The following is a 25,212-nucleotide window of genomic DNA, read 5'->3' as shown; positions in this document are numbered from 1 at the left end:
CTGGACGGCTGCGGCTCCATGTCGGCTGCGTCGCTGCCCGAGGTCGGTTACTTTGGTAAAGCACCTGGTCAGAGGGGGGTAACACGCCGTAGCCCACCGGGGACGCTCCATGACCGGCCTGACCGTCATCCTGCTGCTCGTGGTCCTGGCCACAGCCGTGGCGACCGGTGCCCGGCGCTGGAGCTTGCCCGCCCCCTCGCTCCTCGTAGTCGCCGGTCTGGTCGTCGGGCTGATGCCCGGGGTTCCGGAGGTTCGCCTGCCGCCCCAGGTGATCAACGTGCTGGTGCTGCCGCCATTGCTCTTCGCCTCGGCCGGGGAAATCTCGATCCGCGATCTGCGCACCGTGTGGCGGCCTGTGACCGGCCTGGTCTTCGGCCTGGTCGTCGCCTCGGCCATCGCCGTCGGGTACGTCGCCCGAGCGATCACCCCGCTCACCGCCGCGACCGCGTTCATCCTCGGCTCTGTCCTGGCCAGCACCGACCCCGTGGCCGTCACCGCGCTCGGCCGGCGCCTGTCCCTCCCACCGCGCGTGCAGGCCATGGTGCAGGCGGAAAGCCTGTTCAACGACGCCACGTCCCTGGTCCTGTACAAGGTCGCCGTGGCCACCGCGGTTTCCAGCAGTGCCATCACCGTGGCCGGTACCGTCGAGCAGTTCCTGATCCTTGCAGGCGGAGGAGCCCTCATCGGCGCGGCGGTCGCCGCAGTGGTGACCCTCATCCGCAGACGGACCGAGGACCCCATGCTGGAGACCGTCATCGCATTGGTCACTCCGTACGCCTCATACGTCATCGCGGAGCAATCGCACACCTCCGGCGTGACCGCCGTCATCGTGTCCGGGGTCGTCCTCGGCAGCACCGGCCACAAGCTCAGCAACGCCCCCATCCGCATCCAGGTCCACGCCGTCTACGACACCGTGACCTTCCTGCTGGAGAGCGTCGTCTTCGCCCTCATCGGCCTCCAGCTCCCCTCCGCCGTCCGTCAGCTCGCGCACGACGAGCACGGCTGGCCGCTGTGGGTGCCGGTGATCGCCTTCACTGTGCTGGCCATCCGCCTGCTGTGGATCTTCCCGCTGTCCGCCCTGATCCAGCACCGGAACAGGGAGGGCGACAGTCGCCTCTCCTGGCGCGTTCCGGCCGTCCTGTCCTGGGCAGGCACCCGAGGCGTCATGCCGCTGGCCGCCGCGCTCTCCATCCCCCTGGCCACCCACACAGGGGCGCCGCTGCCGCACCGGGCGCTCATCCTCACGCTGACCACAGGGACCATCGTGGTCACTCTCATCTTCCAGGGTTTCACCCTCGCCCCTGTCGTCCGCCGCTCCGGCATCGCTCTGGAACCAGAGCACACCGCCCGCGAGGAGGCCCGGACCCGCCGACACATTGCGCGCGCCGCTCTCGAAGAGCTGAAACAGCTTGGCGATCTGGATCAGCTCGCCGATCTGGGTGCCGCCTCCGAGACCGCCTTGAAACAGGCCCGCCGCCAACTGGAAGCGCGCATCCACCAGGCCGAAGATGCCCACTACAACGACCCGGACGCCCGTCCTGCCGACGCCTACCGCGAGATACGCCGGGCACTCATCGCCATCGAGGCCGCCGAGCTCCAGCGCCTCTACGAAGCGAACAAGATCAGCAACGCCACCCGGCGCCGGATCCAGCGTGAACTCGACCTCGAAGAAGCCAGCCTCCGCGCCCGCGGCTGACTGCCAATGCCGGCAATCCCTGGGTCTCGTGCTTCGCGTGACCGAGGTGGTCGGTGATCTCGCCCTCGAGGGCTGACTCGAGGATCCTCTTCGTGAGCTGCTGCAGCAGCCCGCCCTCGCCGGTCAGCTTGATCCCGCCCGCTTTGGCCCTGTCGACCATCTGGTTGACGAGCTGGTCGACAGGGCGTCCGCAGCCCCCACGTGCTGCACTTCCTCCACGGCCTCAGCGGAGACGCTCACGTCTGTCATCAGGTGTCACTTCCTGCTGGACGATCCACCGTTGACCGTACGGACCCCCAACCGCTGGGCACAGCTCGCAGTCGACAGCTGGTCCGACCACCTTCCCAGCCGCCAGACATGGCGTGAGGTACGTCGCTGTGCTCCTTCGGCAGATACGCCACGGTCAGGGCCTGGGCACGGCCGCTACGCCTGCTCTACCTCGCGATGGTCATTCGTGGCCCTCGACTGAGTGTGTCGTGCGAGGCGGTTGATGCGATATACGTCCGGGACACAGAGGTTGAGGATGACCGCAGCAGCGATCATCCCGGCGCATCCCAGCAGCACTTCCTGGCTGTTCCACGAGTGGGCCGCAAGAGCGGTGATGAGGTAGCCGAGAGGGATGGCGAGGCGCTCCCCAACACCGTTGAACGCGCTCATGCGGCCCTGTTCCGCCTGGGGCACATGCTGGTGGAACGCGGTGGTCCAGGCAACGATCCCAACATCGAGGCCGACCCCCGCCAGCAAGCCGGTCACCAGGACAAAAGGCAGCGGCGCGCTGCAGGCCATGGTGGCCAAGGGGAGCGCGAGAGCACCGCCCGTGGCGACCGCGACCGTGAGCAGTCGGTACGGTTTCCAGCGCAGGCATACGAGGCTCCCCGCCAGCAGACCGGAGGCGAAGGCCGCCTGGATCAGACCCCAGTCGCGTGCCCCGGCGTACTGCCGTGCGGCAACGAGGGGGCCGAGAAGCTGGAAGCCCGCCAGCCATGCCGAGACGAGGACGGTTCCGGCGGCCGTATAGGTCCACAACCAGGTGCGCGACCAGAAGCTTGTCCATCCTGCCCGCAGGTCGGCCAGGGCGCCGCCGGTTGTGGTGAGCGGGGCGTCCAGGCGCAGACCGAGAAGTAGGACAGCCGCAGCGGCGAACGTGAGTGCGTCCCAAGCCAGGGCCCACGCCGCGCCACTGGCAGCGACGACCATCCCGCCGACGATCGGGCCCAGCACCTTGACCGCGTTGCTCGGCAGTCTGAGCAACGCGTTGGCCTGCTGCAGATGCTCCGCGGGAACAATCTGCGCGACGGCACCCTGTGTGGCCGGCACGATGAACGACGCCGCGGTTCCCGAGACGAAGCCGCACGCTGCGATCGACGCCGTCGTCGCATGTTCGGTTGCCACGGTGACGGCCAGCACACCCTGAGCGCCGGCCGCCAGCAGATTCCCGAGGGCGAGGAGCCGGCTTCGGGACAGGCGGTCCGCGAAGAGGCCCCCCGCCAGGAGGAAAACGATCGTGGGGACAGTGTTCGTTGCAAGCACGAGGCCGAGGGACCCAGCTCCTCCGCCCTGCTCGATGACGGAGTAGGCCAGTGCGAGAGGGGCCATCGCAGACCCGGTAGCCGAGATGAGATTGGCCGACACGAACCGTCGGAAAGCCGCGACCTTCAGCGGCGTACTGATGATCGTCGATGACTCGGCGTCCGTCTTCATGATCTCCCTCGTGATTGGCGCAGCGAGCACCCTAATGCAGCAGGACACCGTGCTGAGCACCAGAGTTGGCCGCCGGCCGTTCGTTTCCGGACGCCTTCACAGGGGGCTACGACGTCATCTACCAGGTGACCAACCAGTGGCGCAGCACCCGCAGCTGCACCGTGGCATTCGCGGCCTTCGACGTCACGGGACGCGCTTCGCTCCTGCACATCCCCAACTGGTGCCGTGGGGCGGCGACATCAAGCAGGGTCATGGCGTGCCACTGTGTACCAGATCTACTACTGGGCCATGGAGGTGCACTGAGATGGCACAGCCCGGGCTTGACGGCGCGCCCTGCGGCGGACGGGGAGACCAATGAAGCTCGACGGCACCGCACCGACCACCACGCGCCTCGCCGAGGCTTCGGACGCCTGGCCGGACAAGGTCTGGCGTCCGGCCCGCTGGGTGCTGCTCCTGGTGCTGCTGCTGTCGTTCGTCACCACGCTGCTGCGGGTCGTTCCGGCCTCCGGGTCGACGCGCAGCCTGGTGGCGGACATCAAGGCCGGCAGGACTCACACGGTGCAGATGGACGCGGCGGACTCGGAGGTCACGGTGCGCTGGAGCACCGGCCTGCTCGACGACCACAGCTACGTCTACAAGCCGACCGGCTTCGTCCTGGGCCCGGAGGATGCCGTCCACGACTTCACGACGACCGTGACTCGTGCGACGGGCCCGTCCGCGGAACACGTCCGCTTCAGCGACTTCGATGCCGCCTACGGCGCCGGAGGCCTGACCCTGCTCGTGCCCATCGCCTATGCCCTGCTGACGCCTTGGCCGTGGCTCAGGTTCCTCGCGATTCTCACCGGAGGCCTGGTCCTGGCCAGGATGCTCACAGCCCGTCGGCACCGCCTGGCCAGCGGCCCCGTATGGATGCTGGCCGCGCTGCTCACCGGCACCGGTTTCTTCGGCTACCTCTGGGCCGAACCCGGCACCTGGGCGTCGTCCGCGGTGTCGGCGCCCCGGCGCTGGTGGCGGGCATGGCTCGTAGCGCTCGCTACGGGAGCGGGCATGGCCGTGACCGCGGTCCTCGTCCTGTTCGCGGCCGGACGCTTCTGACTCGTGACGCCCGTTTGACGCTCCGAATGCCTGAAAGGCTGCCCGGTGGAACCGAAGAACCAGGTATGACCAGGGGTGGAGCGGGCCGTCGGCCGGCGAGGGCCGACGGGGGGCTCAGTGGCTGAGCCGGGCGAACCGGCGCAGGGCCAGCGGGAAGAACACGGCGAACAGCGCCACCGGCCAGAGCACGGCCGCCAGGACGTGCCCGGACGTGCCGCCGACGCTTCCGAACAGGTCCCGCACCGCCGTAGCGGTCTGGGACATGGGGTTCCACTGCACCACCGTGCCCAGCCAGTCCGGCATGGACGCGGGGGTCGCGATGGCGTTGGACAGGAAGCCCACCGGCCAGACCAGGATCTGCACGGCCTGCACCAGCTCCGGTTTCCCGGCCACCAGAGCCAGATAGATGCCGATCCACAGCATCGCGAACCGGAACAGCAGCAGGAGGCCCACGGCGCCGAGGAACCCGCCCGCCGTCGTGTGCGCCCGCCAGCCGATCGCGTACCCGACACCGATCATCACGGCGAGGCTCACCGCGGACTGCAGCATGTCCGCCGCCGAACGGCCCACGAGCACCGCGCCGTTGGCCATCGGCATGGACCGGAACCGGTCGATCACGCCCTTGTTGAGGTCCTGGGTGACCGCGATCACCGTGCTCTCCAGGCCGAAGGCCATGGTCAGCGCGAGGATGCCGGGCACCAGATAGTCGATGTAGTCGCCGCCGACGTTCCGGCCGCCGCCGATCAGATAGCCGAACATCAGCAGGATCATCACCGGGAAGACCACGCCGACGGCCACCTGCACCGGCTGCCGGCCCCAGTGGGCGAGTTCCCGCCGGGTCATGGTCCAGGAGTCGCTCAGCGCGAAGGCGAGGCCACCGCCGCTCTCGCGCACCGCGTTCGTCGTGCTCACCGCGCTCATACCGCCTCCCTGGCCCGGGTCTCGTCCTGCGCCGGGGCCTCCTCGGAACGCCCCGTCAGCCGCAGGAACACCTCGTCCAGGGTGGGCCTGCGCACCGCGATGTCCTCCGCCTCGATGTCCGCCGACGCCAGCGCCCGCACCACCTGGGTGAGCGCGCTCATCCGGTCGGTCACGGGCGCACTGAACCGACGGCGGTCGGCGTCCACCGTGACGTCGTCGGCGGCGAACGGCATCAGGGCCACCGCCGCGGCCAACTGGGCCGCGTCGCGCAGGACGACGTCGATGCGGTCGCCGCCGGTGCGGGCCTTCAGCTCGTCGGCGGTGCCGTCGGCGATGACCCGGCCCCGGTCGACCAGCGAGATCCGATCGGCGAGCTGGTCGGCCTCCTCCAGGTACTGGGTGGTCAGCAGTACCGTGGTGCCGCCGCCGACCAGCGAGCGCACCGAGGCCCAGACCTCGGCCCGGCTGCGCGGGTCGAGCCCGGTGGTCGGCTCGTCCAGGAAGAGCACCTCCGGCTCGGTGATCAGCGAGGCGGCGAGGTCGAGCCGCCGCCGCATGCCGCCGCTGTACCGCTTGACCTGCTTGTCGCCGGTGTCCGTGAGGCCGAACCGCTCCAGCAGCTCGTCGGCGCGGGCACGGGCCCGCCGGGCGCCGAGGTGGTGGAGCCGGCCGAACATCTCCAGGTTCTGCCGGCCACCGAGCTCCTCGTCGAGCGCGGCGTGCTGGCCGAGCAGTCCGATGCGGGCCCGCACCCGGTCGGCCTGCGTCACCACGTCGTACCCGGCGACCGCCACGCGGCCCGAGTCCGGCCGCAGCAGCGTGGTCAGTACGCGGACCGTCGTCGTCTTGCCCGCGCCGTTCGGGCCGAGGAGGGCGTGCACGGTGCCGCGTCCCACCCGCAGGTCCAGTCCGTCCAGAGCGGCCTTGTCCCCGTATCGCTTCCGTACGCCCTCGATGTCGATCGCGTCGGCCATGCGTCTCCTCCGACTCGTGTAGTCAATCTTGACTACTGCTCGCCGGACAAGCTAATGCCCGCTCAGCGGATTAGTCAAACTTGGCTACGAGAACGGCTCGCCCTCACCCGCGAAGGTGTACGCCCCGCCCTCCACGCGCCGGATGAGCCCGTCGGTCCACTCGGCGCCTGCGTCACATCGACGCCGGCGCCGGGATGTCGGCGTTGGCAAGGCGGCGGCTCGGTGACGACGTAGCCCTGCACGTTGTCGCCCTGAGCGACCGCCTGCCGTTCGCCGACGGTGCGTTCGTCGACGTGGTCGCGTCCTTGGTGCTGCACTACCTGGAGGACTGGGGGCCGACGCTGGCCGAGTTGCGGCGAGTGCTTAGAACTCCTGACAGAAAGCCCTCTTGCTGCTTACTCAACGACCCGGTCCGGCCGCATAGGTCAGCGGAGGTGCGATCGCCTGGACATCCGCTCCCTCTCCAACCCACAGTGCGATGAACAGCGCGGCGGTCGCTTCCAGGAGTCCCGCCCGTTCGAGACCGCCGCCGGATACGGGATCGCAGCCCACATCCCGCACCAACTCGCTTACGCGCACGAGAGCTGCCTGGTCGTCCCCGCAGATCGGACGTCGACCCGGTCGTCGTTCTGGTCGCGTTGAACGGCAGCCTGCCGGCGCTCCTGGAGGCGGCTTCACAGTTGGATGGGCAGGTGGCGGGGTCCGCGCAGCATGGCGTTCTGGCGGTAGGGGGGCGGGTCCTGGACCAGGCGGGCTGTACCGAGGTGGGGGAGCAGTGCGCCGAGTGCGGCCTGGGCTTCGATGCGGGCCAGAGGTGCGCCGTAGCAGAAGTGGATGCCGCTGCCGAAGCCGAAGTGCTCGTTGTCCGGGCGGGTGGGGTCGAACCGGTCGGGCTCGTGGAACCGCATGGGGTCGCGGCTGCCGGAGGCCAGCACCAGGATCACGGAGGTGCCTTCGGGGATCGTGGTGTCGGCGACGTCGATGTCGGCGAGCGGGACGCGTTCGCGCATGTGGACCGGGGGTTCGTAGCGTAGGAGTTCCTCCACCGCTTGCGGCAGCAGGTCGGGTTCGCGGCGCAGGTGGTCCAGGTGCTCGGGTTGGCGCAGCAGGGTGAGTACGCCGTTGGTGATCAGGTTGACGGTGGTCTCGTGCCCCGCGATGAGCAGCAGCACGGCCGTCTCGGCGAGTTCCTCCTGGGTGAGCCGCAGGTTCGGGTCCGGCTCATTGACGAAGGCGAAGAGCATGTCGTCGCTCGGGTTGCCACGGCGCTGCTCGGCGAGGTTCACCAGGTACCCGCCCATCTCGATCCGTGCCTGGTCGCCGGCCTTGTCCGACTCGGCGGAGTCGTCCCCGGGCCTGACGTCGGCGGCCGCGACCAGAGCGTCGGACCAGGCCCGGAACAGCGGCTCGTCCTCGCGCGGCACGCCGAGCAGGCGGCAGATCACCGTGACGGGCAGCGGGTAGGCGAAGTCGTCGACGATGTCGACCTGACGGCCCGCCTCGAAGGGCTCCAGCAGTTCCTTGGTGATCCGGTCGATCTCGCCGCGCATGCCATCGATGCGCCCCGGGCTGTGCGGCGGTCCGAACGGCCGCATGGCCAGCGTGCGCAGCCTGTGGTGTTCCGGGTCGTCGAGCCGCAGGAACGGCGGCTTGTGGGTCACTTCGCCACGGGTGCGGGGATCGGCACTCATCCGCGGGTCGTGGAGCAGAGCGGCGATCTCGTAGTAGGTGCCGACCAGACAGCTGCCGTCTGCCTGCCGGACCACGGGACCAGCCTCCCGGAGTTCCGTATACAACGGGTAGGGGTTGGGGCGGCTGGCGTAGTCGGTGATCCGTGCCAGCAGGGTCTCGGAGTCCATGGTGGCTCCTCGAGGTGGGAGTCGTGGGACGGGACGCGGGTCAGCGCGCGGGCTGCACCACGGTCAGTCGGCGGTCGGGCAGGTATCCGGTGAGCGCCACGGTGGGGCCGTGGGACAGCCCCGACGGATCCGGTACGTCGGACGGGATCGGGACGTCGGCCGCGATCGCACGGTCCGCCGCGCCGGGCGGGGGCGGGAACGGAGCGGCCGTCTCGATCAGGTGCCGGTAGTAGTCGAGCGACTTGGCCATGTCGACGGTGACCGCGGCGGTGACTCGCCCTTGGTAGCCGTAGACCATGGCCAGGCGGCGCGCCTCCAGGGAGCCCTGGGCGATGACCACGTAGTCGGAGTAGGTGGGCACGCCCACCGACTTGATGTTGAGCCCGAACTGGGTCGACCAGAACGTCGGGATGGCCAGGTGCGGGCGCCGCAGCGGCCCGGGGTTGACCATGTTGTGGGCCGCCACCTCGGCCTGCTCGACCGCGTTTCCCCAGTGCTCCAGGGAGAGCATCTGGTAGCCGAACAGCGGGTGGGGGAAGCGGGAGACGTCGCCGGCCACGAAGACGTCGTCGGTGACGATCCCGTACATGGTGAACGCCCGGCAGCCGGCGTCGCAGGCGATCCCGCGCGGGCCCGCCGCCAGCCCGGAGTCCGCCAGCCACTCCACGTTGCGGATCGCCCCCAGCGCCACGACGCAGACGTCGGCGTCGACGCGGCTGCCGTCGGACAGCTGCGCGCCGGTGAAGCTGCCGTTCCGGTCCCCGTGCAGGGCGGTGACCGTCACCCCGGTGCGCAGGTCCACGCCGTGGTTGCGGTGCATGACGGCCGCGAGCTTCGACAGGGTGCCGCCGAGCGCGCCCACCAGCGGCGCGGGACCGCGTTCGGCGACCGTGACCTCCAGCCCCCGTTCCCGGCAGGCCGAGGCGATCTCCGAGCCGGTGAAGCCTGCGCCGATCACCAGCACCCGCTCCGGCGCCGCGGCGAGCCGCTCAGCCAGCTCTGCGCCGTCCTCGCGCGTACGCAGGGTGAGCACTCCGTCCAGGGCGCCCTCCTCCGGGTCGGGCCAGGGCCGTGCCCGGGTGCCGGTGGCGATCAGCAGCCGGTCGTACGGCAGCGACTCGCCGTCCTCCAGCAGCACCCTCTTCGCCAGCAGGTCAACACCTGTGGCGCGTACGCCGAGCCGCCAGTCGGCCTCCGGATCCCGGCGCATCGGCAGCTCGGTGGTGTCCGCCGTCGCTTGCCCGAGCAGCACCTGCTTGGACAGCGGAGGCCGGTCATAGGGCGGGTGGGGCTCGTCCCCGACCACGGTCAGCGAGCCGGTGAAGCCCTCCTCGCGCAGCGCCTCCGCGGCCCGCAGCCCGGTCAGTGACGCACCGACGATGACGATGCGGCCGTCCTTGAGGTCACCGGGCACCACCGCTCACCTCCTCGCCCAGGAGGATCGCCTGCACCGGGCACGCCGCCGCGGCCTGGCGTACGCGTTCCACCTGGTCGTCGGGTACGGCCGTGGCGTACAACAGCCCCTCCTCGCCGTGCAGCTCGAACACCGCCGGCGCGAGGAACACGCACTGCGCATAGCCCTGGCAGCGTGTGAGGTCGACAACGGTCCGCATCTTCACCCCTTCCTCCGTTGCCACACCCCCTCGTCTCCAGCATGAGGGGGGTCCGGGGCCCTCGCACGGCCGCGCCGGGGGTGGAGGGCCGAGCGGAGGCACGTCGACGAGGCACCTCAGTGGCCCCTCTACGAGTGCCCTCGACATTTCCATACGCCGCGTCCGTCGCGGGCGTCGACGCGGCCCTGGCGGACATGAGGTGACCCTCCAGTGCGAGCACGCAGAGGCCCGGGTCCGTCCGGCCGTCTGGACGCCGGGCCCTCGGTGGTCAGTCGAGGTCGGGCAGGGGGCGCCGGGTGACCTCATGGGCGTCGTCCGGGGGGACGCCGAGCATGCGCAGGACCATTTCGGCGAGGTCCGAGGCGGCCTCGTCGCCGTCGAGGTCGGGGCGGGCCAGCCGCAATGCCACGAGGGAGATCAGGGTCCCGCCCACGGCGGACAGGGCGGTGGTCGCGTTGGGGCAGCTGAAGCGGCCCGAGGCGATGCCGATCTCCAGGTCGCGCAGGGCGCGCGGGGACAGGCCGCGGTCGGAGTGAATGTGGGCCAGACCACGGTCGCGCAGGATCCGCAGGAGTTCGGGGTGGGAGTCGGCCATGCGAGCGGTGAGCCGGAAGCCCGCCGCGACGAGCTCGGCGGGGTCCTCGATCCCTTGCACGCGCTCGTCGATGACCTGGCCGAACTCCTCCAGCGCGTCCGTCACCGCGGCGTCGAACAGCTCCGTCTTCGACGCGAAGTGGTTGTAGAAGGAGCCGAAGCCCACGTCCGCGCGCTCGGCGATCGCCTGGATGCTGGCGCTGGTGTCCCCGGTCTCCGCGAGGATCTGCCGGGCCGCGCGGACGAGCGCCTGACGGGTTTCGGCGCGGCGTCGCTCGAAACGGTTCTTGGGCGGGGCTGACGTCGGCATACGCCGAGTGTAACAACCGAAGCGATGATCCCTGCATGACTGATGATTCCATCAATTCGAGGCGCTACTTCTATTGACGATGAGCAACGGCAAAGTTGATGATTTCCTCATTACGGCAGTGTTGCTTGGAGGACACCATGTCCCACACCCCCGTTGACAGAGCCGATCCCCAGACGCCCCACCAAGACCTCCACAGCGAGCTGGGCGCCCTGCGAGGCGAGCACCCCGGACGCGCGCGCAACCCCGTCATCAAGGTGGCGGACCTGGCATGGCTGGAGTTCGAGAAGCCGGACCTGCACAGGGCCGAGATGTTCGCACGTGACTTCGGATTCGCGATCGCCGCCCGCACCACGCGGGAACTGTGGCTGCGCGGCACGTTCGCGGGCTCACCCTGCATGGTCATCCGAAGGGGGCAGGCGTCCCGCTTCATCGGGCCGGCGTTCCGCGCGGCCGAACGGGCCGATCTCGATCGGCTCGCCCGCGCCACCGGCAGTACCGTCCGCGACATCGGCGTACCCGGCGGCGGACAGTCGGTCGCCCTGCTCGATCCCTCCGGCTTCCCCGTCCAGGTGGTGCACTGCGCGGAACAGCTGCCCGCGCTGCCGGAGCAGCAGCCGCTCATCCTCAACACCGGCGCCGTGGCCCGGCGTACGAACGCCACCCAGCGACCGCCCCGCGAGCCGTCGCGTGTCCAGCGGCTCGGGCACGTGGTGCTGGAGACCCGCGTGTTCCTGCGGGCCCTGGACTGGTACCTGGACACGCTCGGGATGATCGTGTCCGACTTCCTGTTCCTGGACGGGCAGCGCGGTCGCGGGCCGACCATGGCGTTCATCCGCTGCGACCAGGGCAGCCTGGCCGTCGACCACCACACCCTCGCCCTGCACCTGGGGCCAGGAACCGGTTACGTCCACTCCGCGTACCAGGTCACCGACCTCGACGCGATCGCCGCCGGCGGGGAGTACCTGGCCGAGCGCGGCTACCGGCGCAGCTGGGGAATCGGCCGGCACATCCAGGGCAGCCAGCTCTTCGACTACTGGCGCGACCCCGACCGCTTCATGCTGGAGCACTTCGCCGACGGCGACCTGTTCTCCTGCGACGCCGAGCCCGGGTGGGCGCCGATGTCGGCGAGCGGCCTGGCCCAGTGGGGCCCGCCGGTCACCCGCGACTTCCTGGGCGCCAACCCGTCCCCCGCCAAGCTCCGCGAGGTCATGACGGCCCTGCGCGGCGACAACGAACTCGACCCCGCACGCCTGTTGGGCCTGATGAAAGCGATGAGCTCATGAGCACCAATGTTCTGCGCACTACGGACGGCTGGTGGGCCGTAAGTGGCGAGCGCGCCGTCCGTATCGGCACCAAGGCGGTCACCACCGCCGAGCTGCTCGCCGACCGGGACGCGGTCCGCGAGGCCGCCGCCTCCGCCGACAGCGGCACGCCCGTCGCCGGCCTGGTGGCCCTGCCTCCGGTCACCACCCCCTGCCGGGTGGTCGCCCAGATGGTCAACTACCGCAGCCACGCCCGCGATTCGGGCTTCCGCGGCGAGATCCCGCCCACCTTCTTCCGCAAGGCGTCCGGCTCGGTCAGCGGCCCGCACGACACGATCGTCCGCCCCGCGCATGTGAAGTTCCTCGACTACGAGGTGGAACTCGGCCTCGTCATGGGCGCCCCCGTGCCGGTGGGCACCGTCGTGGAGGAGCGGGACCTGCCGCGTCACGTGGCCGGGCTGGTCCTCACCAACGACGTCAGCGCCCGCGACGTGCAGCTGACCAAGACCCAGTTCTACGAGAGCAAGTCCTACCCGACCTTCACTCCCACGGGGCCGTACCTGGCCCTGCTGGACCCCGAGGACTTCGACCGTCTGATCGACCTGCGGCTGCGGCTGTCGGTCAACGGTGTACCGCGCCAGGACCGCACGCTCGCCGACATGATCGTAGGACCCGCGCAGGCGCTCACCCTGCTCGCGCGCTTTCAGACCCTCGACCCCGGCGACCTGCTGTTGACCGGCACGCCCGGCGGCACGGCTCTCAAGGCCCCGCCCAAGCCGGTCGAGAAGATCAGCGCACTGCTGCCGCCCGCAGTGAAGTGGAAGGCGTTCTTCAAGGGCCAGGCCAAGAACCCCCGTTACCTGCGCAACGGTGACCTCATCACCGCCACGATCGCCACCCCGGACGGGCGAATCGACCTCGGCGAGCAGCGGACGCTTGTCACGGACGCGATGTGAGCGCCGCATCCCGGAGACCGGTGGTGATCATCGGCGCGGGGCCCGTGGGAGTCACGGCCGCCCTTCTGCTCGCCCGGCGCGGCGTGCGCAGCCTCCTCCTGGAACGCCACCGGGACGTCTACCCCCTACCGCGCGCCGTCGTCGTGGACGACGAGGTCCGCCGGATCCTGCAGCGCGCCGGCATCCACGAGGAGTTCGCCGCCATCGCCCGCCCAGCACGCGGGCTGCGGCTGCTGGACGCCCGGCACCGCGTGATCGCCGAATTCCCGCGAACCCGGCACGGACACCACGGCTTCCCGCAGACCAGCATGTTCGACCAGCCCGAGCTGGAACGCCTGCTGCGCGACGCCCTGGCGCGCCGCCCGGAGTGCGAGCTGCGGGGCGGGGTGGAGGTCGTGTGCGTCCCTCAGGGCACCGGCGGATCACGCGGCCCGACGGGACCCGTCCGGGTCACCTTCCGCCGCGACGGCAGCGACGAGGACGAACACGTGTGGGCCGATGCCGTCCTCGGCTGCGACGGCGCGGGCAGTGTCACTCGAGACGCCATCGGCGCTGCTTGGGAGGACCTGCACTTCGAGGAGAGCTGGCGGGTCATCGACGTGCGCACCGACCGCCGAGTGCGCACCTGGGAGGGCGCCGAGCAGATCTGCTGCCCCACCCGGCCGGCCACCTTCATGCGGGTCGGCGAGGACCGCTACCGCTGGGAGTTCCGGCTGCCCGAGGACGAGCACCTGGACGGCCCGGACGGGCGGGAGCGCCTGCGGGAGCTCGTCGCCCCCTGGGTGGACCTGCCGCCGTACGAGTCCTCGGGCGACGACTTCGAGGTGATCCGCCAGGCGCAGTACACCTTCCGCGCCCGCCTCGCCGACCGGTGGCGCAGGGGACACGTCTTCCTGCTGGGCGACGCCGCCCACCTCACCCCGCCCTTCATTGGGCAGGGGCTGTGCGCGGGCCTGCGCGACGCCCACAACCTCACCTGGAAACTCGCCCGCGTCCTCCAACAGGGCGCGGACGAGCGGCTGCTGGACACCTACGAGCACGAGCGCAAGCCGCACGCACGCCACATGATCCGCGTCGCGGTCGCCGTCGGCTGGGCGATGACCGGCGGACAGGACCGCGCCGCGGCACTCCGCCGCGCCGTCGTGGGCGCGGCCTGCCGCATCCCCGGCGTGACCGCGGCGGTGAGCCGCGACCTCAGCCCCGTACTGGCCGCCGGTCCCCTGGTACGGCGCCGTCCCCGGCTGACCGGCCGGGTGCTGGCCGGCACCTTCTGTCCGCAGCCCTGGGTGATCGTCGACGGCAGGCGAGCGCGCCTGGACGACGTCCTCGGGGACGGCTTCGCCGTGCTGACCGCTGTGCCGCCCACCGCGCGGATGACGGCCGTGGCCGATGCCCTGGGCGCGTCCACGGTCCACATCGACGCCCTGGGCGACGACGGCACCCTCGCCGCCTGGCTGGCAAGCGGCAGGGCCCACGCCATCCTGCTGCGCCCAGACCGCGTCGTACTGGACACCGTCCCCGCCGGCGCCGGCTACTTCACCGACACCGCCGCCTGGGCACCACTGCTGCACACGGCCCGCCGCCCCGCCGGTTCGCTGACGAGGAGCACCACACCATGACCATCCCGCACCCCACGCCGTATCCGGAACCGTTCCTACCGCCTGCCCCTCGGACCGCCGCGGCCAGCCGCATCGCGGACTTCGCCCGCTGGGCCGCCCGGCACCGGGGCGCCGAAGGCGTCCAGGACCCCACCGACTAGGGATGGCGCCCGCTTCTGACGTTCACCTTGAGAGCCGCCGACATCATCGACCCCGACCGGTACACCGTCTACAGCAACGCACCTCTCGAACTGCCCAAGGAGGACCGGCAGAAGGCCGAAGCCGCGCTCCTGGAACTGCTGGACGAGCAGGAGACGGACGCTTCTGCCCGGGGCGAGACCGACCAGCGAGACCCTTCGGATGACGAGGGCAACGCCGGTAGGGATCTGTGGACGGGAACATGGTCCCGAGCGCGGCCCCTGCAACGTTCCAGGTGGGCTCAGAGGTTCTGGCAGAGGCGTTGGCCGTGGCGGTAGGTGATCAGGCAGGTGGCGAGGCCGAGCTACTTCTTGGTCGACCGCGCGTTCGTTCACCTCGCGCCTGGCTCCGCCGGGCTGGTGTTGTCGATGCTCTTCTCGACCCAGGTGCGCAGGAGGTTGAGGGGGGACGGCCGGGTAGACGGTGTGGTCGAGGAGGCCGAAGTCTTCGAGGCGGCGCGGGGTCTGGGTCAGGACTTTGGGGCTGACGCCCTGGAGCCGCCGTTGGAGCGCTCCGAAGTGGTGATAGACCTGCCAGGTGACCTCGACCTCGCTGTCCGGGTCGCCGAGCGGGAGCCACTGGTCCAGGCGTGCGCGTTGCCGGTCGGTGAGAGGCTGGACACGGGTGAGCAGGGTGCGGCGGATCCGGTAGGCGGGTGGTCCTTGTGCCCACGACGAGAGCCAAAGAATTTCGGACGGCGATGTCGAGAATCCGTGACTGGCTCCGTCCCCGCACTGAACGCGACCAAAATGGGTCGCATCAGCACCGAGGAGAAACACGATGGCCAAGTACTTGCTGCTCAAGCACTACCGCGGCGCTCCGGCGGCGGTCAACGACGTGCCGATGGACCAGTGGACGCCGGAGGAGATCTCGGCGCATGTGCAGTACATGAACGACTTCGCGGCCCGGCTGGAGAAGACCGGCGAGTACGTCGACGGCCAGGCGCTCGCCCCCGAGGGGACGTGGGTCCGCTACGACGGTGAGGGGCGGCCGCCGGTCACCGACGGTCCGTTCGCCGAGACGAAGGACCTCATCGCCGGCTGGATGGTGATCGACGTCGACAGCTACGAGCGTGCCGTCGAGCTGGCCGGGGAGCTGTCGGCCGCCCCCGGGGCGGGCGGCAAGCCGATCCACGAGTGGCTCGAGCTGCGCCCGTTCCTGGGCTCGCACTGCACCATCACGGAGTGACCTCATCGATGAACGAGGCCCTGATCCGGAGCCTCACGCCGAGCGTGCTCACCGTCCTCGTCCGCCGCGGAGCCGACTTCGCGGCGGCCGAGGACGCCGTACAGGACGCACTGGTCGAGGCGGTCCGGGTCTGGCCGGCCGACCCGCCGCGGGATGCGAAGGGCTGGCTGGTCACCGTGGCCTGGCGCAAGTTCCTCGACGCGACCCGGGCGGACACCGCCCGCCGCCGGCGTGAGGACCTCGTCGGCGAGGAGCCGACGCCAGGGCCCGCGCCCGCGGTGGACGACACGCTCCAGCTCTACTTCCTGTGCGCCCACCCCTCGCTGACGCCGTCCTCCGCGGTTGCCCTCACGCTGCGCGCCGTGGGCGGGCTGACCACCCGCCAGATCGCCCAGGCCTACCTGGTGCCCGAGGCGACCATGGCGCAGCGCATCAGCCGGGCCAAACGCACCGTCTCCGGCGTGCGGTTCGACCAGCCCGGCGATGTCGCCACCGTGCTGCGCGTCCTCTACCTGGTCTTCAACGAGGGCTACTCCGGCGACGTCGACCTCGCCGCCGAGGCCATCCGGCTCACCCGGCAGCTTGCCGCCGCCATCGACCACCCCGAGGCGGCGGGGCTGCTCGCCCTCATGCTGCTCCACCACGCCCGGCGCGCCGCCCGCACCGCGCCCGACGGCAGTCTGGTGCCGCTCGCCGAGCAGGACCGCCGCCGGTGGGACACCGGGTTGATCGCCGAGGGGGTCGAGATCCTGCAGGCGGCCCTCGCCCGCGACCGGCTGGGCGAGTTCCAGGCCCAGGCCGCCATCGCGGCACTCCACGCCGACGCACCCACCGCCGAGGAGACCGACTGGGTGCAGATCGTCGAGTGGTACGACGAGCTCACGCGCCTGACCGACAGCCCGGTCGTCCGGCTCAACCGCGCGGTCGCCGTCGGGGAGGCCGACGGACCGCGCGCCGGCCTGGCGGCGCTCGCTGAACTGGACGTCTCACTGCCCCGCCACGCCGCGGTGGCGGCGTACCTCCACGAGTGCGACGGCGACCTGGCGACGGCGGCACGGCTGTACGCCGAGGCGGCCCACAAGGCCCCCAACCTCGCCGAACGCGACCACCTGACGCGCCAGGCCGCCCGGCTCAACGCCCGCCGATGCCGGTGACGGTCCGCGCTCCAATTTCCCGCAGCACTCGGCGCGGCACTGTGGCCAGGGCGGTCGCCCCACAGCGAGCAGGCGGGTCGAGACCAGCTGCACGACGTGACTGTCTACGCGACCTTGGTGGCTTCGAAACGCCGCCGCAGGTCCTGCGCGACCACGTCGAGGCCTCCACGGCGCCGCCCTCTCCGCCGCCGTCAGCAGTCGGGGACATTCACCTTGTCCGTCACCCACGGCCGCGGTCCTTTTCACCCAGCCCCTCATCAGCGTGGGAGCCGCCACAGTGAGCGTCAACCGCGGCCCATCACGGTGAGTGTTCCGGCTGCGCCGCCGCGATCAGGCGGCGGCCTCGTCCGCTGACGGTCAGGGTTCAGGTGGCGCCCGGCATCTTGATCAGGCTGGGGTCCTTGGCTGATGCTCGTTGCCTTGTGTGCGCAGTTGCTCGTTGATGCGCTGGGCTTCTTCGAGCTGGTCTTCGAGGATGATGATCCGGCAGGCGGCTTCGATCGGGGTGCCCTCGTCGACGAGTTCGCGGGCGCGGGCCGCGATGCGCAGCTGGTAGCGGGAGTAGCGGCGGTGGCCGCCTTGCGAGCGCAAGGGTGTTATCAGGCGGTGTTCGCCGAGGGCGCGGAGGAAGGCGGGGGTGGTGCCGAGCATCTCGGCGGCCCGGCCCATGGTGTAGGCGGGGTAGTCGTCGTCGTCGAGATTGTCGACGGGACGGGAGCCGGCAGGGGGCATAGACCTCTTCTTTCGGGGACGCGTCGGGGGGCCCGGATGCCGTACTGGCACCCGGGCCCCGAGCTTTCAACACCATCTACCGGCACACTGTGCCGGCCTTCTTCGTCCGCAGGTGCCGCCCGGGAGGGCGGGGCTGCGGGGATCGCGGATGCGTGACCGGGGACCACCTTCCAATCCGGGGCCTGCGGTACCCGGGCGGACTGCTTCCTCGCCCGGGCGATCCTGATGGCGTTCGGCTCCTTACCTTCGGTTACTCGGTTGTACTGCTGGATACCGCGGGTACTGCTCACGGCCCTCGGGGCCGTTTCCTTCTTGACGTGCATGCACGACAGTTCCTGTCTGCCGTGCCCACTTCGACTTCCTGGGTACGAGAGAACAGTAATCCTCCGACAAGCCAATGTCTACTGCCGCCATGACAGGTTTTCTCCAGGACTGATGCATGCAGTTCTGCTGCAAGTGCACCCGGAAGAGTGCTGCCCTGGGTTGCATCCGGGCCCGGCGGGCAGCGCCTGAGCCGCGCCACAACCGATCCGGCTGGGGTGGTAGCGCCAGGCGGTGACGACCTGGCCGTGGAAGACGGCGTGGCGGGCGAACGCGGCGAGCCGTGCTTCGGCCTCGGCCCCGGCCGGTCCGGTCAGCGCCTGCCGATCGGCGTCCGCACCCATCTCTGCGAGCAGTTGGCCGCGGGCGAGCGCCTCTTCGGCCTCGACCTCGTCGCGGAACCCGGAACCGCTGGTGCCTGACGGTGGAGTCGCGCATTGGAACTGCCCGAATACCCCCGTCGTCCATCGCCTTCAGCGGGAAGGAACGACCTGGGCGTGCAGCGGGCGTCCGATGAGGGAGTCGAGGATGTCGCGAGCGGCGATCAGGTCGTCGATCGCCGCGTTGATCCGGCGGCGCTCTTTCGCCAGGCCGTCGATGAGTTCCGGGCACTTCCCGGACAGGACGACGCTGTCGTCGACGGCGCAGGGAAGGATCTCCGCGACGGCGGATGTGCCGAGTCCAGCGGAGAGCAGGATCTGGATGCGCCGCACGGTGGTGACGGTGCGCTCGTCGTAGTCGCGGTATCCGTTCGGCAGGCGTGTTGGGGTGAGCAGTCCTTGTTCTTCGTAATAGCGAAGGGAGCGCTGGCTCACTCCGGTGCGTCGTGACAGTTCACCGATCCTCATGAGGAAGAGCCCAGCAGTGCTTGACCTTGACGTCAATGTGAAGGTTTAGCGTTCGGGGCGTGATCGAAACCTCTGATGAGAACACCCCATTCACGCCCGTGACCGTCCTCGGGCTCGGCCCGATGGGCCGCGCCCTGGCCGCCGCCTTCCTCAAGGCCCGCCATCCGGTGACCGTGTGGAACCGCACGCCTGGAAAGGCCGGAGACCTTCTCGACCGGGGTGCGGTGGCCGCCGACTCGGTCCAGGACGCGGTGGAGGCCGGAGAAGTGATCATTGCCTGTCTGATCGACTACGACGCAGTGCGGGCCACGCTCGAACCATCGCAGGCGGGCTGGGAGAACCGGCGGCTGGTCAACCTCACCAGCGGAGAACCGGCTCAGGCCCGCCAGATGTCACTGTGGGCTTCTTCGCACGGGATCGACTACCTGGACGGCGCCATCCTGACCCCGGCCCCGGCGATCGGCACTCCATCCGCCACCGTCCTCTTCAGCGGCGCCCGCGACGTCTACGAGTCCGCTCAGGAGACGATGGCCGCGATGGGCGGCACCGCGGTGCATCTTGGTGACGAGCCCGGCCGGGCAGCTGCCTACGAGGTCGCGCTCCTGGACATCTTCGCCACCTCGGTCAACGGCATCGTGCACGCCTTCGCTCTGGCGTCGGCGGAGGGCATCGAGCCGGAACGGTTCGCGACGTTCGCCACCCAAATCGGCGGACTCCTCCCGGAGATGATCACGCGTTTCGCCCGGCAGATCCAGACCGGCCGCTATCCCGGAGACCGATCGACGATCGCTTCCGCGGCATCCGGGATCACGCACATCATCAACACCGCCACCATCCACGGAATCGATGTGGGGATGCTCACCGCGGCAAAAGGCATCATCGACCAGGCTGTCGGGGACGGCTACGGGCCAGAAGGGCTGGCACGTCTGACCACCGTCCTTCACAGAGCCGGTCGGCCCTGAAAGTCTGACGCCTGAAGATCACCTGAGCCCCGCCGGATCCGGGCCTGAACAGGCAGCCCTTCCCGGCACCACGGGTGATCGCCGCATCCTGGTGCCTATCCGCCGCCGGGCGAGGACTTGGGCGGAGAGCCGCCTTGCCGTGTCCTCGCGGCCGCTGCCGGCACGGTGTGCGATGGCTGACCTCGGCGGCGCAGTCGGCCCCGTCCCCGGCGGACGCCTTCTGCCATTGGACGGCGACCTGGAGATGTGGATCCCGATTCTGCAGTCCTCGGTGGTAGCGGGCGGGGCGGTGCAGGTTGCCGCTGATGCGTCCGGAAACGCGTGGTGCCGAGGCCGGGCCGGCGAAGCCCGCGAGACGATCGGGGGTGCCGAAGCGTGTCATGTCCCGCACGTTGGGGCCAGGAACTCGTGCCTCCATGGTGGCAGCGGCGAGGTCGGTTGCGCTGCGGACCAGGACCCGCGGTCCGCGGTCCGTGGTTGGGCATCTCGAGTGCGCGTTCCAAAGCTCGGAAGATGCCCGGAAGTTGGTCATGGAGTTGGTTGACGGAGCTCGTGCGGTCGGCGACCAGGTCGGGCCGGCGAGCGGTGAGGCCAGTCATGGCAAGCTACGGTCGGCGGACCGCTGAAAGCCACACCCGCACCGCTTGGATGCCCCCAACTCCACGAATGGCTGGACCAACCGATGACCGACGTACGGACCACTGTCGACAACACGGCTTACCGGTACCGCACCGCCGTTCCCGAAGACACCGAGGCCATCGAGGCCCTGGACGGCTCCTTCACCACCGACACCGTCTTCCAGGTGATCGTCACCGAGGACGGGTTCGCGCTGCGGGAGATCCCGGTGGATCCGCCCCTGACCAAGGTGTTCCCCGAGGACGAGTCGGACGGCGACGACGGGGACGACGAGGATGACGAGGACGACGAGGACTCCCGCACGTTCGTCGCCCACGGGGCCGGCGGCGGCCTGGCCGGGTTCGTCGCCGTCTCGTACTCCGGCTGGAACCGCCGGCTGACCATCGAGGACATCGAGATCGCCCCCGAGCACCGGGGCCGGGGGGTCGGCCGCGCGCTGATGGGGCTCGCGGTGGAGTTCGCCCGCGAGCGGGGTGCCGGGCACCTCTGGCTGGAGGTCACCAACATCAACGCGCCGGCGATCCACGCGTACCGGCGGATGGGCTTCGCCTTCTGCGGGCTGGACACCGCCCTCTACGACGGCACACCCTCGGAGGGCGAGCAGGCGCTCTACATGAGCATGCCCTGCCCCTGAGCCGACAGCAGGCGGCACACGGAGGGAGCCGCGCCGTCGCCCCGCGCGACCGTGACGGTCAGCAGCCAGGCCGGGGCTCCGTCCGGGGCCGCGGCCCGCTCGTACCACTCCACGCGCGCGTCCAGCAGTCGGCAGCCCGCCGCCCGGCGGTCGGCGTACCACCTCTGGAAGGGCCCGGACCGCCACACCGTGAGCGGGACGGCCCGCTCGCCGCCGGTGCGGCGGGAGCCGCGGCCCACCGCGCGCAGGGCCGCTCCCGCCGCCCCGGGAAGGGCGCGTTGCACCGGCACCCCGAACGCCTCGGCGAAGTGCAGGAGATACGCCATGCGCTCGGCCTCCGGCGGCGCACCGAGCACCGCCCGGCCCGAGTCGTACCACACCCCCCACTTGATGTTCGAGACCAGCCCGGGGAGCCGGTTCATGTCCCGGGGGATCCAGAACAGGACCACGTCCGAGCGGCGCATCGCCCCCTCCTCCCAGGCGATCTGGTCCGCGTACGCCGGGTAGGACCCGCCGGCGGCGGGCTCCGGCAGGAACACCGCCAGCCGCCCCGGGCCGTTCCAGGCGGAGCGCAGGGCGGCCACGGCGGCCGGGCGCCAGGACGGCTCCGCCGGGTCGGTGGGCGTGGGCCCGCACAGGTACACGGACGCGTTCCAGGACTCGGGCGGCTCCTGGCCGACGTACACCACCTCGACCGAGGCGGGGGCTTCGATGAGGGACTCAGTGAACACGGGACGCTCCGGGGTCGGTCGTGGGGAGGGTGGCGAGGAAGTCCAGCAGGACGGTGTTGAAGGCGTCGGGCCGTTCCAGGAAACCGAGGTGGCCGGTGTCCGCCAGCTGCGTGTAGAGGGCGCCGGGGACCGCCGCGGCCACCTCGCGGCCCAGGTGGGCGGGGGCCAGCACGTCGTCGGCGAAGCCCACCACCAGCAGGGGCGTGGTGATCCGCGCGTACGCGGCCAGCCTCTTCGGGGCAGGCGGGCGCGGGCGGTGCGCGGCGGAGGTACCGCCGAGCGCGGCGATCTCGAACAAGTCCAGCCATTCCGCGACCGCACCTTCGTCCGCGAGCGTCCTGGGGGAGAGGTTCTGCACCAGCCGTACGAATGCCTCGTACTCCGGCGGCAGTCGGCTGCCCGCCTCGGCGTACGCGGCCTCGGCGCGGACCAGCGCGTCGCCGACCGCGTCGGGCCGTCCCCGCGTCGCGGCCAGCACCGCGCCGCTCGCCAGGTGCGGATCGGTGAGGAGCAGCTCCTGTATCGCCAGAGCCCCCAGGGAGTGGCCGACCAGTGGGCAGGGCGGCAGCCCCAGCGCGGTGAGGAGGTCCCGTACCGCACCGGCCAGTTCGCCGGCGGAGGAGCCGCCGGTGTCGTGGTCGAAGGTGATCACCTGGTGTCCCGCCGCGGTGAGCGCGGGCACCTGGTGGTGCTCCCAGATCCGGCCGGCTCCTCCCGCGCCGGCGACCAGGACCACCGGCCGCCCCGAGCCGTGGACCGTGTACGCCGTCCCGCCGCTCACCGGGCCATCCTCCGCAGCGCGGTCTCCACCCACGCCGGGCGGCCGGTGTCCAGGCCGCGCAGCGCCACATGGACCCAGATGAAGGACGCCCGGGCCAGGATGTGCGACCGCATGCCGTCGGGGACCTCGCCGCCCGCCGCCCGGTAGGCGTCCAGGAGCCGGTCGAGGACGTCCGTGCCGCCGGCGTAGAGCATGTCGACGAAGTCGGCCGCCGGATCACCGATGCCCGCGTTCGCCCAGTCCAGCAGGGCCGACAGCACCGGGGGGCCGGACGGGCGGCGCTCCACCAGGGTGTGGCCCGGGTGTACGTCCCCGTGGACGAGCACCAGGCGGTCGGGCCACAGGCGGTCGTCGTCCAGCCAGTCCTGCCAGCGGCGCAGCCGGGCGGCGGGCAGCTCCAGTTCGGTCCGGGCGCGGGCCAGCTTGTCCGCGATCCGGGAGCGCACGGCCTCGGGGCCGGCCGGGTGCGGACCCGGCAGTTCCCATGTGCCGTCCAGGGGCGTGGAGTGCGCCGCGACCAGGCAGCGGGCGAGCGGCTCCAGGTAGCGGTCCGGGTGGGCCAGCGGGTCCATCGACCAGCCGTAGACGAGGGTGACCGGGTCCTCGCTGCCCGCCGCCTCGCCGGGGAGGCGGGGGTAGGCGACCAGGTCCGGGGTGTGCAGCCGCCAGTCGGGCACCGGCACCGGAACCCGGTCGCGTACGGCGCTCAACACGGCTCCCTCCACGGCCAGTTGGTCGGAGGCGTCCGGCCGCCGCGGCTGCCGCAGGATCCAGTACGTGCCGTCGGTGGCGCGGATGTGGGTGACGCGGAAGTCCCAGCCGCTGTCGTCCGTCCGTGCGGACTCCGGTACGAGCGCCACGCCCAGCCTCCGCGAGGCGTACGCGGCCAGCTCCGCGACCTCCGCGCCCGGAGCCATGGCGGAGGCGCTCATCGGGCGGCCTCCACGGCGCCCAGGTGGCGGTCCCGGGTCGCGTTCCGGTCCACCTTGCCCGTGTGGGTCTGCTCCAGCGTGTCGACCGGCACGATCAGGCTGGGCACCAGGTGCGGCGGCGCCGTCCGCGTCAGCCGGTCGCGGATGCCCGCGGCGACCTCGCCCGGCTCGAAGTCCGGCAGGGGAACGAAGAACGCGGCCAGCGAGGAGTGCCCGGCGCGGTCCACCCTGGCGGCCGCGACCGACGACACCCCCTCGCACCGTCCGATCAACGCCTCGACATCGAGCAGGTCCACCCGGAAGCCGCGGATCTTGACCTGGTGGTCGGAGCGCCCCTTGAACACCAGGACACCGCCGGCCGCCTCGCCGACCAGGTCACCCGTGCGGTACCAGCGGGCGCCGTCCCGTTCGGTGAAGCGGGCGGCCGTCGCCTCGGGGTTGTCGTGGTAGCCCAGGGCCAGTTGGGGCCCGGAGACGTACAACTCGCCCGTCTCGTCGACCCGCTGGCCGACGTGTGGCAGCGGGAGCCCGATGGGCAGGTCCCCGTCGGTCTCCGGCAGCGCGGGGGCGCCCGGCCCGGCGAGCTGCACCGCGTGCGTGACCAGCGTGGTCTCCGTGGAGCCGTAGGTGTTGAGCAGTCGGACGTCCTCGGCGCCGCCGAGTCGGCGCCAGCGTTCCAGCATGTCGGCGCGCACCGCCTCCCCGCCGATCACCACGGTGCGCAGGGACGCCGGCAGCCGGGCGCCCTGGTGCAGCAGATCGCCCGTCAGACTGTCCCAGAACCCGGTGGGCAGCACCGCGACCGAGAGCTGCTGCTCCTCCGCCACCCGCGCGAACCCCTCCCGCGCCCCGTCGTCGATGACGAGGGTGGCGCCGCCCGTCAGGGTCGGGAAGATCTCCTCGAGGCTCGTGTCGCCGCCCGCGCCGTGGAAGTGCAGCACGAACTCGCCCTCGCCGATGCCGTACAGGGTGCGCAGCGGCGGCACCACGGCCGCCGGCGCCCGGTGCGGGACCACCACTCCCTTCGGCTCGCCGGTGGAGCCCGAGGTGAACAGCACGTACGCCGGGTCCTCGGGTTGCGGGCCCGGCCGCGGCAGCGCGGGGGCCGTCGCGGACGCCGCGGCGGCGGGCGCCCAGCGCGGCCGGACCACCTTCTCGACGGGGGGCTGCCATCCGGTCTCCGCGGTCGCTATCGCCTCCCGGCAGCCGACCCGCCGCACGATCGCCTCCAGCCGGGCCTCGGGGTGGTGGGCCTCCAGCGGCATGTACGCCCGTCCCGCCGCCAGCACGCCGAGGATCGCCGCCACGTCATGCGCCGAGTGGTGCACGACGACGCCCACGGGCGGCTGGGGCTCCGCCGTGCGCGGCTCCAGGGCGGCGGCCACCGCCAGCACCCAGGCCGCGAAGGTGCCGTAGGTGAGGACGAGACCGTTGTCGACCACGGCCGGCCGGCCCGGATCGTCGCGCGCCGTGTCGAAGAACGGTTTCAGAAAAGAGGCTGCGGAGGACTCCATTG

At 71.1% G+C, this 25,212-nt stretch carries 26 protein-coding genes and 5 pseudogenes; 13 read left to right on the top strand and 18 right to left on the bottom strand.

Annotation, left to right across the window (positions count from 1 at the left end; genetic code table 11):
* Positions 1-109: 109 nt before the first annotated feature.
* Positions 110-1,696, top strand: a complete 1,587-nt coding sequence (locus tag ASC56_RS08845) for a Na+/H+ antiporter (RefSeq protein ID WP_055490711.1) — start codon at positions 110-112, stop codon at positions 1,694-1,696.
* Positions 1,697-1,712: 16 nt separating this feature from the next.
* Here the strand turns inward: ASC56_RS08845 and ASC56_RS41730 are convergent.
* The 3 genes and pseudogenes from ASC56_RS41730 to ASC56_RS42765 form a co-directional block, all read right to left on the bottom strand.
* Positions 1,713-1,856, bottom strand: a pseudogene (locus ASC56_RS41730) (IS256 family transposase); the annotation flags it as partial.
* A 263-nt stretch (positions 1,857-2,119) separates the two neighbouring features.
* Complete coding sequence (locus ASC56_RS08840) at positions 2,120-3,397, bottom strand: MFS transporter (RefSeq protein WP_055491048.1); 1,278 nt, start codon at positions 3,395-3,397, stop codon at positions 2,120-2,122.
* Positions 3,398-3,515: 118 nt separating this feature from the next.
* On the bottom strand, positions 3,516-3,650 hold the full coding sequence (locus ASC56_RS42765) for a hypothetical protein (protein ID WP_267887617.1): 135 nt from the start codon (positions 3,648-3,650) through the stop codon (positions 3,516-3,518).
* A 101-nt stretch (positions 3,651-3,751) separates the two neighbouring features.
* Here ASC56_RS42765 and ASC56_RS08835 point away from each other — a divergent pair, with 101 nt between their 5' ends.
* Positions 3,752-4,492 carry a hypothetical protein gene (locus ASC56_RS08835; protein WP_055490710.1) on the top strand — a complete coding sequence of 247 codons (741 nt, stop codon included), beginning with the start codon at positions 3,752-3,754 and terminating at the stop codon, positions 4,490-4,492.
* A 114-nt stretch (positions 4,493-4,606) separates the two neighbouring features.
* Here ASC56_RS08835 and ASC56_RS08830 read toward each other — a convergent pair whose 3' ends face one another.
* From ASC56_RS08830 to ASC56_RS41725, 3 genes and pseudogenes are all read right to left on the bottom strand, one after another.
* A complete protein-coding gene (locus tag ASC56_RS08830) occupies positions 4,607-5,413 on the bottom strand; it encodes an ABC transporter permease (protein ID WP_055490709.1) in 807 nt (268 codons plus the stop codon).
* On the bottom strand, positions 5,410-6,387 hold the full coding sequence (locus tag ASC56_RS08825) for an ATP-binding cassette domain-containing protein (RefSeq protein ID WP_055490708.1): 978 nt from the start codon (positions 6,385-6,387) through the stop codon (positions 5,410-5,412). Before ASC56_RS08825 ends, ASC56_RS08830 begins: the two co-directional genes overlap by 4 nt.
* A gap of 90 nt (positions 6,388-6,477) precedes the next feature.
* Positions 6,478-6,561: pseudogene (locus ASC56_RS41725) on the bottom strand (PadR family transcriptional regulator); the annotation flags it as partial.
* A gap of 2 nt (positions 6,562-6,563) precedes the next feature.
* On the opposite strand from ASC56_RS41725, the pseudogene ASC56_RS37750 reads away from it, so the two are divergent.
* A pseudogene (locus ASC56_RS37750) lies at positions 6,564-6,767 on the top strand (methyltransferase domain-containing protein); the annotation flags it as partial.
* Between the two features lie 19 nt (positions 6,768-6,786).
* On the opposite strand, the pseudogene ASC56_RS41720 reads toward ASC56_RS37750, so the two are convergent.
* The 5 genes and pseudogenes from ASC56_RS41720 to ASC56_RS08805 form a co-directional block, all read right to left on the bottom strand.
* Positions 6,787-7,011, bottom strand: a pseudogene (locus ASC56_RS41720) (NADP oxidoreductase); the annotation flags it as partial.
* A 50-nt stretch (positions 7,012-7,061) separates the two neighbouring features.
* Complete coding sequence (locus ASC56_RS08820) at positions 7,062-8,246, bottom strand: cytochrome P450 (protein WP_055490707.1); 1,185 nt, start codon at positions 8,244-8,246, stop codon at positions 7,062-7,064.
* Between the two features lie 40 nt (positions 8,247-8,286).
* Entirely contained in the window at positions 8,287-9,660 is a 1,374-nt protein-coding gene (locus tag ASC56_RS08815; protein WP_055491047.1) for an NAD(P)/FAD-dependent oxidoreductase, read from the bottom strand.
* On the bottom strand, positions 9,650-9,859 hold the full coding sequence (locus ASC56_RS08810) for a ferredoxin (protein ID WP_055491046.1): 210 nt from the start codon (positions 9,857-9,859) through the stop codon (positions 9,650-9,652). Before ASC56_RS08810 ends, ASC56_RS08815 begins: the two co-directional genes overlap by 11 nt.
* Positions 9,860-10,127: 268 nt before the next feature.
* Entirely contained in the window at positions 10,128-10,763 is a 636-nt protein-coding gene (locus ASC56_RS08805; protein WP_055490706.1) for a TetR/AcrR family transcriptional regulator, read from the bottom strand.
* A 137-nt stretch (positions 10,764-10,900) separates the two neighbouring features.
* Here ASC56_RS08805 and ASC56_RS08800 point away from each other — a divergent pair, with 137 nt between their 5' ends.
* Genes ASC56_RS08800 through ASC56_RS41120 form a run of 5 tightly spaced genes read left to right on the top strand, consistent with a single transcriptional unit; the run spans position 10,901 to position 15,055 of the window.
* Positions 10,901-12,046: a VOC family protein gene (locus ASC56_RS08800; protein ID WP_055490705.1), complete on the top strand. Its 1,146-nt coding sequence runs from the start codon at positions 10,901-10,903 to the stop codon at positions 12,044-12,046.
* Positions 12,043-12,981 carry a fumarylacetoacetate hydrolase family protein gene (locus ASC56_RS08795; protein WP_055490704.1) on the top strand — a complete coding sequence of 313 codons (939 nt, stop codon included), beginning with the start codon at positions 12,043-12,045 and terminating at the stop codon, positions 12,979-12,981. The genes ASC56_RS08800 and ASC56_RS08795 overlap by 4 nt, the downstream gene beginning before the upstream one ends.
* Positions 12,978-14,600, top strand: coding sequence for a bifunctional 3-(3-hydroxy-phenyl)propionate/3-hydroxycinnamic acid hydroxylase (locus ASC56_RS08790; protein ID WP_055490703.1), 1,623 nt, complete (start codon positions 12,978-12,980; stop codon positions 14,598-14,600). The genes ASC56_RS08795 and ASC56_RS08790 overlap by 4 nt, the downstream gene beginning before the upstream one ends.
* The gene (locus tag ASC56_RS40530) at positions 14,597-14,740 is read left to right on the top strand and encodes a hypothetical protein (RefSeq protein WP_159039616.1); all 144 of its coding nucleotides are present in this window, start codon (positions 14,597-14,599) and stop codon (positions 14,738-14,740) included. The genes ASC56_RS08790 and ASC56_RS40530 overlap by 4 nt, the downstream gene beginning before the upstream one ends.
* A gap of 27 nt (positions 14,741-14,767) precedes the next feature.
* Positions 14,768-15,055, top strand: coding sequence for a hypothetical protein (locus ASC56_RS41120; RefSeq protein WP_055490702.1), 288 nt, complete (start codon positions 14,768-14,770; stop codon positions 15,053-15,055).
* Positions 15,056-15,235: 180 nt separating this feature from the next.
* Here the strand turns inward: ASC56_RS41120 and ASC56_RS43070 are convergent.
* Positions 15,236-15,556: pseudogene (locus tag ASC56_RS43070) on the bottom strand (hypothetical protein); the annotation flags it as partial.
* 1 nt (position 15,557) lies between these two features.
* Between ASC56_RS43070 and ASC56_RS08780 the strand changes: the two are divergent.
* The gene (locus ASC56_RS08780) at positions 15,558-15,965 is read left to right on the top strand and encodes a YciI family protein (protein ID WP_055490701.1); all 408 of its coding nucleotides are present in this window, start codon (positions 15,558-15,560) and stop codon (positions 15,963-15,965) included.
* An 8-nt stretch (positions 15,966-15,973) separates the two neighbouring features.
* Positions 15,974-17,119 (top strand): RNA polymerase sigma factor, encoded by a 1,146-nt coding sequence (locus ASC56_RS08775; RefSeq protein ID WP_055490700.1) that lies wholly within the window; start codon positions 15,974-15,976, stop codon positions 17,117-17,119.
* Positions 17,120-17,506: 387 nt separating this feature from the next.
* Here the strand turns inward: ASC56_RS08775 and ASC56_RS08770 are convergent, their stop codons facing one another.
* A complete protein-coding gene (locus ASC56_RS08770) occupies positions 17,507-17,851 on the bottom strand; it encodes a MerR family transcriptional regulator (protein WP_055490699.1) in 345 nt (114 codons plus the stop codon).
* A 569-nt stretch (positions 17,852-18,420) separates the two neighbouring features.
* On the opposite strand from ASC56_RS08770, the gene ASC56_RS40525 reads away from it, so the two are divergent.
* Positions 18,421-18,594 carry a hypothetical protein gene (locus ASC56_RS40525; RefSeq protein WP_159039615.1) on the top strand — a complete coding sequence of 58 codons (174 nt, stop codon included), beginning with the start codon at positions 18,421-18,423 and terminating at the stop codon, positions 18,592-18,594.
* Positions 18,595-18,645: 51 nt separating this feature from the next.
* On the opposite strand, the gene ASC56_RS08765 is transcribed toward ASC56_RS40525, so the two are convergent.
* The gene (locus ASC56_RS08765) at positions 18,646-19,020 is read right to left on the bottom strand and encodes a MerR family transcriptional regulator (protein WP_055490698.1); all 375 of its coding nucleotides are present in this window, start codon (positions 19,018-19,020) and stop codon (positions 18,646-18,648) included.
* A 59-nt stretch (positions 19,021-19,079) separates the two neighbouring features.
* On the opposite strand from ASC56_RS08765, the gene ASC56_RS08760 reads away from it, so the two are divergent.
* Together ASC56_RS08760 and ASC56_RS08750 are read left to right on the top strand one after the other, a co-directional pair.
* Positions 19,080-19,982 carry an NAD(P)-dependent oxidoreductase gene (locus tag ASC56_RS08760; protein ID WP_063784943.1) on the top strand — a complete coding sequence of 301 codons (903 nt, stop codon included), beginning with the start codon at positions 19,080-19,082 and terminating at the stop codon, positions 19,980-19,982.
* 682 nt (positions 19,983-20,664) lie between these two features.
* Entirely contained in the window at positions 20,665-21,252 is a 588-nt protein-coding gene (locus ASC56_RS08750; RefSeq protein ID WP_055490696.1) for an N-acetyltransferase, read from the top strand.
* On the opposite strand, the gene ASC56_RS08745 is transcribed toward ASC56_RS08750, so the two are convergent.
* From ASC56_RS08745 to ASC56_RS08730, 4 genes are read right to left on the bottom strand one after another with little or no spacing between them, the layout of a single operon-like run.
* Entirely contained in the window at positions 21,228-21,983 is a 756-nt protein-coding gene (locus ASC56_RS08745) for a nucleoside 2-deoxyribosyltransferase domain-containing protein (RefSeq protein ID WP_079102380.1), read from the bottom strand. The genes ASC56_RS08750 and ASC56_RS08745 overlap by 25 nt on opposite strands.
* On the bottom strand, positions 21,973-22,764 hold the full coding sequence (locus ASC56_RS08740; protein WP_055490695.1) for an alpha/beta fold hydrolase: 792 nt from the start codon (positions 22,762-22,764) through the stop codon (positions 21,973-21,975). Before ASC56_RS08740 ends, ASC56_RS08745 begins: the two co-directional genes overlap by 11 nt.
* Positions 22,761-23,696: a macrolide 2'-phosphotransferase gene (locus ASC56_RS08735; protein WP_079102379.1), complete on the bottom strand. Its 936-nt coding sequence runs from the start codon at positions 23,694-23,696 to the stop codon at positions 22,761-22,763. The genes ASC56_RS08740 and ASC56_RS08735 overlap by 4 nt, the downstream gene beginning before the upstream one ends.
* Positions 23,693-25,210: an amino acid adenylation domain-containing protein gene (locus tag ASC56_RS08730; protein WP_055490694.1), complete on the bottom strand. Its 1,518-nt coding sequence runs from the start codon at positions 25,208-25,210 to the stop codon at positions 23,693-23,695. Before ASC56_RS08730 ends, ASC56_RS08735 begins: the two co-directional genes overlap by 4 nt.
* Positions 25,211-25,212: the final 2 nt, after the last annotated feature.

Source organism: Streptomyces sp. TP-A0356, assembly GCF_001417775.1.
Classification (GTDB): Bacteria; Actinomycetota; Actinomycetes; order Streptomycetales; family Streptomycetaceae; genus Streptomyces.
The sequence above is the reverse complement of the archived record's forward strand: the minus strand, read 5'-3'. Positions and strand labels throughout refer to the sequence as shown.